Origin of the sequence: Albidovulum sediminis (assembly GCF_025380365.1) — a bacterium.
In the GTDB taxonomy this organism is placed as follows: Bacteria; Pseudomonadota; Alphaproteobacteria; order Rhodobacterales; family Rhodobacteraceae; genus Albidovulum; species Albidovulum sediminis.
In genome coordinates, this window is the sequence record NZ_JAOCQF010000001.1 from 60,649 (window position 1) to 74,138 (window position 13,490).

Annotated in this window: 13 protein-coding genes and 1 tRNA gene; 7 read left to right on the top strand and 7 right to left on the bottom strand. The window is 65.8% G+C overall.

The window, feature by feature from the left end; translation table 11 throughout:
- The first annotated feature begins 104 nt into the window (after positions 1–104).
- Positions 105–1,499 (top strand): T6SS phospholipase effector Tle1-like catalytic domain-containing protein, encoded by a 1,395-nt coding sequence (locus N5I32_RS00270; RefSeq protein WP_261493394.1) that lies wholly within the window; start codon positions 105–107, stop codon positions 1,497–1,499.
- 243 nt (positions 1,500–1,742) lie between these two features.
- On the opposite strand, the gene N5I32_RS00275 is transcribed toward N5I32_RS00270, so the two are convergent.
- Positions 1,743–1,967 carry a helix-turn-helix transcriptional regulator gene (locus N5I32_RS00275; RefSeq protein WP_369414206.1) on the bottom strand — a complete coding sequence of 75 codons (225 nt, stop codon included), beginning with the start codon at positions 1,965–1,967 and terminating at the stop codon, positions 1,743–1,745.
- A gap of 46 nt (positions 1,968–2,013) precedes the next feature.
- On the bottom strand, positions 2,014–3,126 hold the full coding sequence (locus tag N5I32_RS00280) for a tyrosine-type recombinase/integrase (RefSeq protein ID WP_261493395.1): 1,113 nt from the start codon (positions 3,124–3,126) through the stop codon (positions 2,014–2,016).
- 98 nt (positions 3,127–3,224) lie between these two features.
- Between N5I32_RS00280 and N5I32_RS00285 the strand changes: the two genes are divergently transcribed.
- Positions 3,225–3,303: transfer RNA gene (locus tag N5I32_RS00285), tRNA-Phe, on the top strand.
- Between the two features lie 226 nt (positions 3,304–3,529).
- On the opposite strand, the gene N5I32_RS00290 is transcribed toward N5I32_RS00285, so the two are convergent.
- Positions 3,530–4,330, bottom strand: a complete 801-nt coding sequence (locus N5I32_RS00290) for a beta-keto acid cleavage family enzyme (RefSeq protein WP_261493396.1) — start codon at positions 4,328–4,330, stop codon at positions 3,530–3,532.
- Positions 4,327–5,655: an aspartate aminotransferase family protein gene (locus tag N5I32_RS00295; protein WP_261493397.1), complete on the bottom strand. Its 1,329-nt coding sequence runs from the start codon at positions 5,653–5,655 to the stop codon at positions 4,327–4,329. Before N5I32_RS00295 ends, N5I32_RS00290 begins: the two co-directional genes overlap by 4 nt.
- A 124-nt stretch (positions 5,656–5,779) precedes the next feature.
- On the opposite strand from N5I32_RS00295, the gene glnH reads away from it, so the two are divergent.
- From glnH to N5I32_RS00320, 5 genes are all read left to right on the top strand, one after another.
- The gene (glnH, locus tag N5I32_RS00300; RefSeq protein ID WP_261493398.1) at positions 5,780–6,517 is read left to right on the top strand and encodes a glutamine ABC transporter substrate-binding protein GlnH; all 738 of its coding nucleotides are present in this window, start codon (positions 5,780–5,782) and stop codon (positions 6,515–6,517) included.
- 66 nt (positions 6,518–6,583) lie between these two features.
- Positions 6,584–7,240, top strand: a complete 657-nt coding sequence (gene glnP, locus N5I32_RS00305) for a glutamine ABC transporter permease GlnP (RefSeq protein ID WP_261493399.1) — start codon at positions 6,584–6,586, stop codon at positions 7,238–7,240.
- Positions 7,237–7,965, top strand: coding sequence for a glutamine ABC transporter ATP-binding protein GlnQ (glnQ, locus tag N5I32_RS00310; RefSeq protein ID WP_369414207.1), 729 nt, complete (start codon positions 7,237–7,239; stop codon positions 7,963–7,965). Before glnP ends, glnQ begins: the two co-directional genes overlap by 4 nt.
- Entirely contained in the window at positions 7,955–8,977 is a 1,023-nt protein-coding gene (locus tag N5I32_RS00315; RefSeq protein WP_261493400.1) for a C45 family autoproteolytic acyltransferase/hydrolase, read from the top strand. Before glnQ ends, N5I32_RS00315 begins: the two co-directional genes overlap by 11 nt.
- On the top strand, positions 8,931–9,851 hold the full coding sequence (locus N5I32_RS00320; protein WP_261493401.1) for a MurR/RpiR family transcriptional regulator: 921 nt from the start codon (positions 8,931–8,933) through the stop codon (positions 9,849–9,851). Before N5I32_RS00315 ends, N5I32_RS00320 begins: the two co-directional genes overlap by 47 nt.
- Before the next feature lie 74 nt (positions 9,852–9,925).
- Here N5I32_RS00320 and N5I32_RS00325 read toward each other — a convergent pair whose 3' ends face one another.
- The 3 genes from N5I32_RS00325 to N5I32_RS00335 form a co-directional block, all read right to left on the bottom strand.
- Positions 9,926–11,308: an FAD-binding oxidoreductase gene (locus N5I32_RS00325; protein WP_261493402.1), complete on the bottom strand. Its 1,383-nt coding sequence runs from the start codon at positions 11,306–11,308 to the stop codon at positions 9,926–9,928.
- 157 nt (positions 11,309–11,465) lie between these two features.
- Positions 11,466–12,839, bottom strand: coding sequence for a GAF domain-containing protein (locus N5I32_RS00330; protein ID WP_261493403.1), 1,374 nt, complete (start codon positions 12,837–12,839; stop codon positions 11,466–11,468).
- Positions 12,836–13,390 carry a hypothetical protein gene (locus N5I32_RS00335; RefSeq protein ID WP_261493404.1) on the bottom strand — a complete coding sequence of 185 codons (555 nt, stop codon included), beginning with the start codon at positions 13,388–13,390 and terminating at the stop codon, positions 12,836–12,838. The genes N5I32_RS00330 and N5I32_RS00335 overlap by 4 nt, the downstream gene beginning before the upstream one ends.
- Positions 13,391–13,490 lie beyond the last annotated feature (100 nt).

The following is a 13,490-nucleotide window of genomic DNA, read 5'->3' on the forward strand; positions in this document are numbered from 1 at the left end:
ATGAACCACCTGAAACGATCATCAGGATGTTCACCCATTGTTCCGTATGCAGTAGGGAGCTAATATCCAAGAACGAGCATTGCAACAGGAACGCGGACCGGATCATGGGTAGGAACATCGCAATTTTCTCGGACGGCACTGGCCAACGCGGCGGTGTCCACTTCGATGAACGACGCAGCAACATCTATAAGCTCTACCGCGCGGCTCGCTGCGGTCCGGACTCCTCTGTCGACCCCTGTGAGCAGTTTGCCTACTACGATCCGGGCATCGGGACCGTTCCGCCAGGGATCGGGTTCGTCGGGGCTCTTCTGCGGCGGGTCGAAAATCTGGTGTGCCAGGCGACAGGACTGGGGCTCACCGCCAATATCATCGACTGTTATGCCGAGATCGTCCGCAACTGGCAGCCGGGTGATCGGATCTATCTCTTCGGCTTCAGCCGCGGAGCGTACACGGTCCGCTGCCTCGCGGCGGTCTTGTCCTTTTGCGGCGTTCCGACGCGCATGAAGGATGGCAGCCCGCTTCTGCGCGACCCGGACACCTGCCGCAAGATTGCCACCGAAGCGGTGACCAAAGTTTACCAACATGTCGGATCGCCGCGCGATACGAAGTACCTGCCGCAACGCCAGGCACTAGCGAGGCGGTTTCGTGAAGACTATGATTCTGGCACGTCGGATCGTTCGAATGCCATTCCGCATTTTATCGGTGTTTTCGACACGGTCGCGTCGCTCGCCAGTATTGGATCCCTGTTCGTTGTCGTTGTCGTCTGGCTGGCTCTGGCCGGCCTGTTTGGCGGGGTGATTGGCGTTGGTGTCGGGAATGCCTGGCTCGGGGGCGCCGCGTTCATTGGCGTTAGCATCGTCATGGCCCTGGCCTTCTATGTGAAGACCCATCTGAAGGTTGCATTCAACTTGCCGGGGATTCCGTGGTGGAAGACTTTGCATTTTACCGCGCTTCGAATGACCTTCTACGATACCCAGTTGAATATCAACGTCGGCTGGGCGCGTCATGCGCTCGCAATTGACGAATGCCGCAAGGACTTCGATCGGGTCCCATGGGGAACGCCCAACGAATGGCGCAAGGTCGGCAACGGCGAGCCCGGCTGGTTCAAGCAGCTTTGGTTCGCCGGCAACCACTCCGACATCGGTGGCAGCTATCCCGAGCCCGAGTCACGTCTCTCCGACATAAGCCTTGCTTGGATGCTGGACGAAGCCACTGGCGTCCCTGACGGGCTGAAAGTCGATCGCACGGTGCTCCAGCTTTATCCGTCACCGGCGGGCATGCAGCACGACGAGACCAGGGGCTGGGTGTTCCGCTATGCAGGGAAGATCAATCGATCGATCGTACATGAAGCACCATTGCATCCCAGCGTGATCGAGCGGTTCGGTGAAGCGAATGTTCTGCAACATGACATTGCAAAGCCCTATCGACCCACTGGATTGCAGCAGCACCAGAAGGTCAAGTCCTTCTACGATCGGTCGGTGGCAGATCATAACTGCTGACCGCACCCGGCATCTTGTTGCTCAGCACCGAAATTCGACGCGGTCAGATCGTGGTCGTGAAATCTCGGAAGTTGGTTCACCGAGGACTGGGTGTGGTTGTGATGGCCAAACGCCACCCAAGGGGTCTGTCGGGTCGGCTCCGCGCATGGCTCCTCCCGCGTGACGACCCACAGGTCGAACGCCGCAGTCCAAACTCAAGGTCAGGTGGCCGGGTTGTGCACACCCGGCCACCTTTGCTCCTATTCAGGAGTGTCGCTCAGGTGCTTCGCGGCAGTCCAGGCGCTCCTGCAGCCAATCCAGGACTTCCGCCTCAACCCATCCGACCCGGTTGGGACCGAGAATAACCCGCAGGGGGAATGTCCCGGCCTTCTCCAGCCTCGCGATGTGTTGCGGTGAGTACAGGACCAACTCCTTCAGCTGGCGCTTTGAAAGTAGCCTCATCACGATGTCTCCATGACTGAAGAGCATCGCGATGCCCTCGGTTACGACAGTACCCTCGGGTGACGTGATGGTATCAATCGGCGGTCAGCTTGGCGAGATATTCGTCATGGAGCATGAGGGCGGCCCGCATTTCGTCGAGGTAGGAGTAACGGTTGTATATCGCCGCGACACCGCTCACCGTGCCGGAGACGTGGTTCAAGAGCTTCTCGGTGACGTGGATGGGTGTCCCTAGCCGCGCCAGGTTGGAGCTGAAAGTCCGGCGCAGGTCGTGGAGCGTGTACGCGGCCACCTCAAGCGGCTTGTCGAACCGCTCCTTCGATTTGCCCCAGCCGTTGAAGGGGTGATCCGGCACGCCACGGGCGGGAAAAAGCATGTCGCCGATCTCGGGCAATGCTTCGATCAGCCTCTGCGCCAATGGCGACAGCGGGCAACGGTGCTCCCGCTTGTTCTTGGTGAACCCGGCCGGAAACACGATCAGGTCGCCCTCGATCCAAGAGCGGCGCAGCGCCGCGATCTCACCACGGCGCTGGCCGGACAGGATGAGGAGCTGGACGATGCTGCCGTAAGGATAGCCGGTGGCGACCGCTCGGTTATACACGGCCTTCAGGTCGGGGTCGGACAACACGTTCGACCTGGTTACGGACCGGAAGGTCAGGGCCGGGACCGGCGAGTGGTCAAGAATTCCCCGCTTCACACACCAGTTCATCATGGCGCGGACTGCAACGAACGCATGCTGCTGCTCCGAGGGTGTGGCGGCCAGTTTCTCGACCGCCGTCACGATATCGGCACGGGTGAGTGTATCCATGTCCTTGCTGAAGGAGAAGTGACGGCACAGCAGCCGGTCGTAGTCGGTGTGGGTACGCTCCTTGTGGCGCAACTTGCTGTCGGCGAGGAAGCGGTCCCTGGCGGTATCGAAGGGCACCGGCTCATCGCGTGGCAGAGCGGCGATGGCGGTCGCGGCGTCGACCTGCACCCGCTTCGCCTCGCGACGAGCCTCAGCGAGCGAGAGGTCAGGGTACCGGCCGATCGTCTTCAGCCGTCGCCTGGTGCCGAACATGACGACGAATGACTTGGTTCCGCCCTGCGACACCCGCACGCCGAAGCCGGGCAGTGCGTCGTCGAAATGGGTCTTCTGGCCGGTCGCCGGGACCTTCAGACTTTTTATCAGAATGTCGGTTAGTCGCATCTTAGTCACTCAAATCTGAGGCGTAGGGGCGAAACTCTATGTTCCACCATGCGCAATACATATCATGAAAAACAGATGGTTACACGTATAGATGTGCAGCCATGATCTGCCCTGAAAAGCAAAAATTTCGGATTGAAAATCCGCGTGTCGCTGGTTCGATTCCGGCTCTGGGCACCACCTCCGCCGCCAAGCCCTTGAATGGCTTCAGCTTTGTCCTTGGGTAGAGCGAGCGTAGAGCATGGCGACCCCCATTGTTGCATGACGGGGTCTTCTCCTTCATCGAACGCGTCCCGAGCGCCCTTCAGCACCACGGCAACTTATCGAAAATTTCGCTCCTTGATGGCACGGCCGGTCATCGTGCGCCACCCTCCCCGCGGCGCGGCGCCCTGCGCCTGTCGCCCTGTCAGAACGACCGGTCGAACGCCTGCGCATCCCGGCTTGCCTTGAGCAGCTTAAGGAAGTCGGCAACCTGGGCGGCGTTGTCGGCGGCCATTGATCCATCGGCCCGGAACAGATTGTTCTCGAACCCGATCCGCACCTTTCCGCCCGCCCTTCGCGCGGCCAGAAGGCAGGCGCTTTCCGCCGGACCGAAGGCACAGGCGGCCCAGTCGGGGGCGACCGCCAGTCCTGCCTGCGCGGCCAGTGGCGCCGCGAGGTCGGCAGGCGATGCCCGCTGGCCGGTCACATAGCGGCCGAGCACGTGGAGCACCTGCAGCCGGCCTGCGGGAAGGATGCCTTCCGCCTGCAGCGCGCCAAGGCGGGCAACGTCGCCGGCGTCGTAGAGGATGTGCTGGACGGCGATGCCGGCCTCGGCGCAGAAGGCGAAGAAGCGGCGGGTGATCGCCATGTCGGGCTCGGCCGCGATCTCCCTCAGCGCGACGGAGACGGACGGCGGCTTCAGCGTCTCGACCAGCGCGCGCTGGTCGCCCGGGCTGTAGCGGCCGGCGGCCTCGGTCGTGATCTGGACCTGCATCTGCGGCACGCGGGCGGCAAGTTCGGCCAGAAGCTCGGCGTAAAGGCCGGCGTCCAGCACGTGCCGCCCCGCGCCGTCGCGCACATGGGCGTGGAGGCCGTCCGCCCCCGACCGTGCGCAAGCCTCGGCGCAGGCGACGATTTCGGGGATCGTCACCGGCAGCGCCGGATGGTCGGCCCTGGTTCTGGTCGCCCCGTTCGGCGCAACCATCAGCGCGGGCAGCGGTCTCATCCCGCCACTGCCTGACGGATCGCGCCGGAAAGCTTGCTCACCAGCTCGTCGATCTGGGTGTCCTCGATGATGAACGGCGGGGCGAGCAGGATGTGATCGCCCCGCTGGCCGTCGATCGTGCCGCCCATCGGATAGCAGATCAGCCCCGCCTCGAAGGCCAGCGCCTTGACCTTGCGGTGAACCCCCAGCGCCGGATCGAAGGGCGCCTTGGTTTCGCGGTCCGCGACAAGCTCGACCCCGCGGAAAAGACCGCGGCCCCGGATGTCGCCCACATGCGGGTGCTGGCTGAGGGCCGCCTCCAGCGCCGACTGGAGCCTGGCGCCCTGTTCGCGGACGCGCGGCAGCAGCCCGCGGCCGAGGATCGCGCCCAGCACCGCGTTGGCGGCGGCGGCGGCCATCGGGTGGCCCATGTAGGTGTGGCCGTGCTGGAAGAAGCCGGAACCCGCCGCGATGGCGTCGTAGATGCGCCCCGAGGCGAGAAGCGCCCCGATCGGCTGGTAACCCGCGCCAAGTCCCTTGGCGATGGTGATCATGTCGGGGGCGATGCCATCTTCTTCGCAGGCGAAGAGGTGGCCGGTACGCCCCATGCCGCACATCACCTCGTCGAGGATCAGAAGGACGCCATGCCGGTCGCAGATCTCGCGGATGCGCCGGAAATAGCCCGGCACCGCCGGCAGCGCGCCGGCCGTGGCGCCCACGACCGGCTCTGCGATGAAGGCCATGACGGTGTCGGGCCCGAGCCGCTGGATCTCGGCCTCCAGTTCGTCGGCGACGCGCAGGCCATAGGCCTCAGCGCTCTCCTCCGGCAGGCGGTCTCGGTATTCGTAGCAGGGCGCGATGTGGCTGGTCTCCACCATGAGCGGCGCGAACTGACGGCGGCGCCAGGCGTTCCCACCCGCAGCCAGCGCGCCGAGCGTGTTGCCGTGATAGCTCTGCCGCCGGGCGATGACCCGGTGGCGCCGGGGCTCGCCGATCTCTAGGAAATACTGCCGCGCGAGCTTGATCGCGGCCTCCACCGCCTCGGAGCCGCCGGAGACGAGATAGACCCGCTCGATCCCCGCCGGCGCATGGGCGACGAGTGTGTCGGCAAGCGATTCGGCCGCGTCGGTGGTGAAAAAGCCGGTGTGGGCGAAGGCCAGCCGGTCGATCTGCGCGTGGAGTGCCGCGCGCACGTCCGGGTCGGAATGGCCAAGGCAGGACACCGCCGCGCCGCCCGATCCGTCGAGATACCGTTTTCCTTCCCGGTCAATCAGGTAGCAGCCGTCGCCCGCGACGGCGACGGGAAGCGCGCCCCTGGTTGAACGGCCGAAGACATGGTCGGGCATGGGTTCTCCTGATCCGCAGAGGAAGGTTAAGCAAAAGATTTGCATTTTGAATGACGTCATGCAAATGTTTTTGCGTGATTGGCGCTGCTTGCCGTCGGTCACCCGTCCAACACAGGAGATCGCCATGAAATCGCTTATCAGACTGGCGGGGGCCGCGGCCCTTGCTCTCGGCGCCACAATCGCCCAGGCCGAAGACCTGATCGTTGCCACCGATACGGCCTTCGTGCCCTTCGAGTTCAAGGAAGGCGACACCTATGTCGGTTTCGACATCGACATGTGGGATGCGATCGCGACCGAACTGGGCGTCACCTACGAACTGCGCCCGATGGACTTTGCCGGCATCATTCCGGCGCTGCAGACGGGGCAGGTGGACGTGGCGCTTGCCGGCATCACCATCAAGCCGGAGCGCCAGGAGGTGATCGACTTTTCGGATGGCTACTATGACAGCGGCTTTCTTCTGATGGTGCCCGCCGACAGCACGATCACCGGCGGGAGCGATCTTGCGGGCAAGTCGCTTGCCGTCAAGACCGGCACTTCGGCCTCGGACTATGCCGAGGCGAATTTCAAGGACACCGAACTGCGCAAGTTTCCCAACATCGACAACGCCTATCTGGAACTGCGCGCGGGCGGTGTCGATGCGGCCATGCATGACACGCCGAACGTGCTTTACTACATCGCCACCGCCGGCGATGGCCAGGTCAAGGCCGTGGGGGCGCAGATGATGGCGCATGAATACGGCATCGGCTTTCCAAAGGGCAGCGAACTGACCTCGCGGGTGAATGAGGCGCTGGCCAACATGAAGGCCGACGGGCGCTACGACGCCATCTACGAGAAGTGGTTCGGCACCAAGCCCGCCAGCTGATCCGACGATCGGGCGCGGCGGCGCTGCCCGCCCGCGCCCTTCCCCTTTCCGCCATCGGAGCGATCCATGCAGACCGACTGGTCCGTCGTCCTGAATTTCCTTCCCCAGCTCATCGGCGGCGCGAAGATCACCGTGCAGATCACCGTGATCGGCCTTTTCGGCGGGCTGATCCTTGGCACGATGGCCGGGCTCATGCGCGCCTATGGCGGCCGAGTCCTGAACGCCATAGCCTTCACCTATGTCGAACTGATCCGCGGCACGCCGATCGTCGTGCAGGTGATGTTCCTCTACTTCGCGATGCCGGTGCTGACCGGGCTGCGGGTCGATCCGATGTCGGCCGCGGTGCTGGCGATCATCGTCAACGCCGGCGCCTATATCGCCGAGATCGTGCGGGGCGCGTTCCTGTCGATCTCTCGCGGCCTCAGCGAGGCGGGGCTGGCGCTGGGCCTGCCGCAGTGGAAGGTGCTCGTCTACATCCTCGGGCCGCTCGCCTTCCGCCGCCTCATCCCGCCGCTTGGCAACCAGTTCATCGTCAGCCTCAAGGACACCTCGCTCTTCATCGTCATCGGCGTCGGGGAACTCACCCGGACCGGGCAGGAGATCATGGCCGCGAACTTTCGCGCGGTCGAGATATGGACCGCCGTCGCCGTCATCTACCTGATCCTGACCGGCACCATGAGCGTGGCGCTGCGCATGATCGAAAAACGCATGAGGATCCTGTGAGCATCATCGAATTCCGCAAGACCTCGAAGCATTTCGGCGACCTGAAGGTGCTGGACGAGGTCGATCTCCACATCGACGTGGGCGAGGTCGTGGTGCTGATCGGTCCGTCCGGTTCGGGCAAGTCCACGCTTCTGCGCTGCATCAACGGGCTGGAACAGATCTCCGGCGGCGATCTCGTGATGGACGGGATCAGCGTGCGCGCCGGCAAGAAGCAGCTCCGCCTGATCCGGCAGGAGGCCGGGATGGTGTTCCAGCAGTTCAACCTGTTTCCGCAGATGACGGCGCTGGAGAACGTGGCTTTCGGGCCGCGCAAGGTGCGCGGCGCGTCCGTGGCCGGGGCGCGCGAGCAGGCGCTGGCACTTCTGGAAAAGGTGGGCCTGAGCGACAAGGCCGGGCACTACCCGGCCGAGCTTTCGGGGGGCCAGCAGCAGCGCGTGGCGATTGCCCGCGCGCTTGCCGTGCGCCCGAAGGTCATGCTTTTCGACGAGCCGACCTCGGCGCTCGATCCCGAACTGAAGCAGGAAGTGCTGACGGTGATGCGGCAACTGGCGCAGGAGGGGATGACGATGGTCGTCGTCACCCACGAGATGGCCTTTGCCAAGCAGGTGGGCACGCGGCTGATCTTCATGGAACATGGCAAGATCTCGGTCGACGGCCATCCGCGCGAAGTGATCGAGAACCCGCCCAGCGAACGCCTGAGAGACTTCCTGCAACATGTCGAATAACGCGAAGGACCTGGGCTGGATCGCGGCCGGCGGCGATCCCCGGTCGATCGGCCGGGCTCTGGGCATGGCGGGGCGCGAGGCCGTGCACCGGCACCTGCTTCGGTCAGCGATCTGGCACCGGGTGACCGATCCGGCGAATTCCGAAAGGGTTGCGATCCTGACCGCCTCGGTCAGGGCGTGCTTCCCGGAGATCTGGGCGGAAATCGAGGGCCTGGCCGAGGGCCTGCACCTGCCCGTCGATCAGGTGATGGCGTGGAACTGCCGCGGCGATCTTCTGGCCTCGGTGCCCGACGGCTGCACCACGGTGATGCTGCCTGGTCCGATGCCGGTTCTGGCCCACAACGAGGACGGGCTGCCCTTCTTCCGCGGCGCCTCATTCATCGCCGAGGTGACGCCAGAGCACGCGCCGGCGTTCCGCGCCTTCTGCTACCCGGGCTCGATCCCCGGACACACCTTCGCCTGGACGCGGGCCGGTCTGGTCCAGACCGTCAACAACATCCGACTGGTGGGGGTCCGCGCCGATATCCCCCGCATGGTGCTTGGCCGCGCGGTCCTGGCCGCGCCCGACATCGACGCAGCCCTTGCGGTGCTCAGGGCGCAATCGAACGCGGGCGGCTTTCACTTCGCGCTGTCGCATGTGACCGACCGTCGCATCGTCTCGGTGGAGTTCGGGCGCGGAGAGCTCTCCGTGACCGACATCGACGCGCCGTCGGTTCATGCCAACCACGCGCTCCATCTCGCCGGCGGCCGTGCGGAGCAGATCGTCACCGCATCCTCGCGCGATCGCCAGGCGCGCGGCGAGGCGCTGCTTGGCGCGGGCCTCGACGATCCGCTGGCCATCCTGCGCGACACCGTCGGCCCCGGCCTGCCGATCCGGCGCGACGCGGCCGACGACCCCGACGAAGAAAACACGCTTGCCACGGCGCTGTTCCGTGTCACACAGGACGGGATCGAATGGAGCGTTCATGACCAGGCATCCGGCCCCGCCGCCTACGCAGGCACAACCGCCTGAAACACTGGACGCGCTGCGTGCGCTGATGGTCGCCATCGCGCGGGGCGAGGCGGCGATCAGCCTGGGGACGAAGGCGCGCGAGGCTCTGGGACGGATCCTCGACCTGACCGGCAATCCGGCCCTACTGTCGATCACCTCGCTGGCCGAGGTTCTGGGCGTCAACCCGTCGACCCTGACGCGGCTTGCCCACAGCCTTGGCTATTCGGGGTTCCCGGCGTTCCAGCAGGTGCTTCTGACCGCCTCCATGGCGCCACCGGGGGAGTTCTATTCCCGCCAGGCCCGCGCCGCGCTGGCCGAAGGCCCCGGCGCACGCTCGCGCGCCGCCCAGCTTTGCCGGGAGAACCAGGCCAACATCGACCGCTTCGTCGAGCGGTTCGACACCGACGCCTTCGAGGCCGCCGTCGACCTGATCATGTCGGCGCCCCGGGTCGCCGTCTACGGCATCCGCCAGTTCCACGCGGTCGCCGCGTTCCTTGTTTACGGGCTCCGGATGATCCGGTCCGATGTCGCCCTTCTCGACGCCAACAACCTCGGGATCGCCGAAGGTCTGGCGATGCTCGGCAAGGGGGATGTGCTGATCGTGGCCAGCTGCGCGCCCTATTCGGCCCAGGTGGTCGAGGTTGCCCGGGCCGCGCGCGAAATCGGGCTCGCCTCCGTCGCCCTGACCGACCGGGCCAGTTCGCCCCTGGTCGACACGTCGCGCGCCGCGATCCTTGTCGGGCATGAGTCGAGCTTCATCTCGAACAGCATCGGCGCCTTCACGGTGGCGGCCGAGTGCCTCATCAACGCCTGCGCCGGCGCGAGGCCGGACCAGACGCGCAAGGCCCTGCTGGAGCGGGACCGGATGATCGAGCGGCTGGGCATCGAACGCTGAGGCTTAATGCGCGGAGCCGGCGGAGTGGCGACCACGGCCCCGGCCGTGATCGCCTTTCCGGTGTTCGCGGCCGGTCAGGCCGCCTGCGCCCCCTTGGCCGGGGTGGCCGCGGGCACCGCGCGCAGGAAGATGCCCTGCGGGTCGTAACGCTTCTGCATCGCGCGCAGTTTCTCCAGCGCCGCAGGGGCGTGGCAGGCGTTGCGCCGCTCGGGCCGCTCAAGATCCGCCTCGCCGACATAGTGGCCCAGCACGCTGGATGCCACGCCGTCGGTCGTCCGCCGTAGCCAGGCGAGGTTTTCGGCGTCGTCCTCCGGCTTTTCCCAGATCGTGTAGACACAGCCCCAGACCGGGCCGAACATCGAGAAGGCCGCGTCGGGCGGGGTCGGGCGGCTGGGCGACAGCACGGTGGCAAGCGCGAAGCTTTGCGCCGAAGGTGCTGCCGCGATGCCCTCTGCAAGACCCGCGACATAGTCCTCGGCCCCGTCCGCGGACCAGGCGGAGTCCACCGCGTAGCGATGCCCGACGGGGAAGAACTGTCCGATGATCTCGTAAAGAACGCCGATCGGGGTGGGCATTTCCGGCTGCACGTCGAACGCGCCTTCCGGGGCAAGCGCGGCGATCCGGCCATGGATGGCGCTGGCTTCGGCGGGGTCGTCGGCAAAGACGGTCGCGATGGCCAGAAGCACCTTGGCGCTGCCGTCGGAACCCGGCGCGCTCTGCATGGCGGCGGTGAACTCGACGAAGTTCGGCACCACATCCATGGCCGCCTTCATCCAGGCCACGACACCTTTCACCGCGGTCAGCGGGTAGACCCGCACGACGGTCGTGATGGCCCGCGGCAGCGGCTTGAGCCGAAGCCGGTAACCGACGACGACGCCGAAGAATTCCGGCCCCGCGCCGCGTGCCGCCCAGAAGATTTCGGCGTGCTCCGTTTCGCTGACGCGACGCAGGACCCCGTCGGCAAGCACCACGTCGATGCTTTCCACGTTGGAAAACCCATAGCCCCAGCTGCCGGAGTTCCAGCCGAAGCCCCCGCCAAGCAGATAGCCGCTCATCGGCACGCTGGCGCAGTGGCCGACGGGGAACGCAAGGCCCTGCGCCTCGAGCGCGCTGGCCAGATCGGCGTTGGTCGCGGCCGGCCCGACCTCGGCGATCCGCGCCGAGCGGTCGATCCAGATCCGGTTCAACGCGCCGAGGTCCAGAACGATCCCGTCCTGCTGGGCGATGCCGGAAAAGTTGTGGCCGCCGCCCCGGGGCGACACGCGCAGGCCCGCTTCGGCGGCGAAGCGGACGGTGGCGATGACATCCGGGATGCAGGACGCCTTGACGATCAGTTGCGGTTGGGCGGACTGCTTGCGGCCGTTCCAGAGCAGGGCTTCGGTCGAAGCCTTGAAGGACGGATCGAAGACGGGGATGACGGCGCCTTTGACGGCGGCCTTCAGTTTCTCGATATTCATGGCGTGTCTCCTGACAGGGCCCGGCCGCAGTCGTCGGATCCCCGCGCGAAGGCGGGTCGATCCCGGACGGCGCGGGCGGCGGGCGTTTCGTATGAGGAGAACCTAGCCGGGCGCCGACCGGGGCGCCTGCTAAGTGTTTCTGCAAAGGATGCTAAGTTTATGCTAAATCGGCCGACAGCGCGCCGTCGCCGGCGCATTCGAGGGTGATCGACCCGGCGATGCAGAGCCGCAACTGCCCGCGTCCGCACTTCTCCAGCCGGATCGGAGCATCGCGTTCCTCAAGCCGCTTGCGCAGCAGCACAAGCCGGGCGTCGAGGTTCTCGGCGTGCTGCGGCAGGCGCAGGGACGGGTCCAGACGCAGTTCGCGCGTGTTGAAGACGGTGCGCCCGGTTGCGACGTGTTCGCGCAGCAGGCGCCACAGGATGGCGCCCGCGACGCCCTTGATCAGGTAATCGTGGCCGAGAAAGATGCTGTCGTCGCGCCCGAAGTGCCGAACCGCGAGGGGCTGCGCCGGGGCAGGGGCGGGCGGCGGTTCTTCAAGGGCTTCCGTCTCCGGCCCTTCCTGGGAGACGGACTGGATGCAGGTGCCGAGGACGTCGGCGATCACCGCCAATGCGTCCTCATCGTCGTGCCAGTAGCGCATCGCGACATCGCTTTCGACGAAGAGCACACCGAAGACGTTCGCGCCCGCGAGGATCGGGAGGGCGACCTGGCTCGAAGGGGCGTCTAGGCCCGGAAACGGAATCTCGGTCGCGGCCTGCCATTCGATCCCGGTCCGGATGACCGCTTCGCGGATGGCGGCGCCGTAGCGATAGTCGGCGGTCAAGTGATTGATGCGGATCGGTGTCCGCTCGCGCGCGGCGACGCCGATGATGCCCTCGCCGATCATGATCTCCGATCCGGTGCCGGAACAGGGATAGCCGCGCGACGCCAGGGTGTAGAAACGGTCGGCCTCCGGATCGAGCATCAGGATCATGCAATGCCCGATCGCGAACTGCTCGACGAGGCAATCCAGGGTGGCATCGAGCAGTTCGTTCAGATCGCCGCATCCCTTCAGCCGCGCGCAGGTCTTGCGCACGGCGCCGAGCAGGTCGCGCGGCCGCGACGGCTCCGCCAGGGTGACGCTGGGGACATGTTCGATCGCGCGCACGCGGAAAATGTCGGCGCCAAGCAGCCGGAAGACACCCTCCATGCCGCTGTGGGACGCAATGCCGGCCAGTTTCGCGCGCATGGACTCGAAGATCGCCCCGGAGCTTCGGGTTTCGAGAAACTCCAGCGAAAGCCGGTGCTGCGCGTTCGTGATCGGGTCGATCACCTCGACCGTCGCGCGGCGCGTCTCCAGCATGTTCCGCCGGGTCTTGTTGAAGAACTGGTAGGACAGGGCCACATGCAGGTCATCGACATGGTGGACTTGCGATATCAGCGAGACGTTCGGCGTGCCCGCCACATCGCAAGTCGCGAGGGTGGCCGGCAGGATACCTTCAAGCGACCGTCGAATCCCGCCGATCGATACCGTCTCACGCTGGGTCATGTCGGCGTCAACGTGGTTCCGGCGCCCGGCCCGGGCGTCTGGACGAAGGCGTGCTCGGGCACGAACGCGATCACCGCCAGATCACCGTGCTCGCAGGACACATAGGCGTCGGAGAAGGCGCGGTCATAGCCGACAAGCACGAGTTGATCGCTGAGGCCAGCCCCCTGAACCAGTGCGGCGTCGCGGTCCGCGGGCTCGGGCTCGACAATCCTTGCCGAAGCCGACTTGAGCTGGATCGAGCGATGGTCCTCCGGGCGGCTGAAGGTCAAGGCAACCGGGTGCCCCCGGGACAATGCGCCCAGCAGGCGGGCATAGGATTGCGCGATGATCGTGACCCGCACCATGCCCGAGGGGTCGACCCTGCATCCCTGGGCCTTGCCGGGAAGGGGGCTTCCGTCGTCATCGACGCTGGCAAGGATGATGCTGATGCCGCTTTGCATGAAAGCAGCCAGTTCGGCGGTCAGCGGATTGCGTGGCCCGTAATCCGGCCGGGCGTCACGCTGCCGGGCGACCTCGCCGATGGGTGATGCCGGATGGATGGCGCGGGGCATTACTGGCCTCGGAACTGGACGGTGCGCACCATACAGGTCCTCGATCTGTCGATCAAACGGCTTGACGTAACGGAAGGAGATCACCCGCGCCCACACCGGG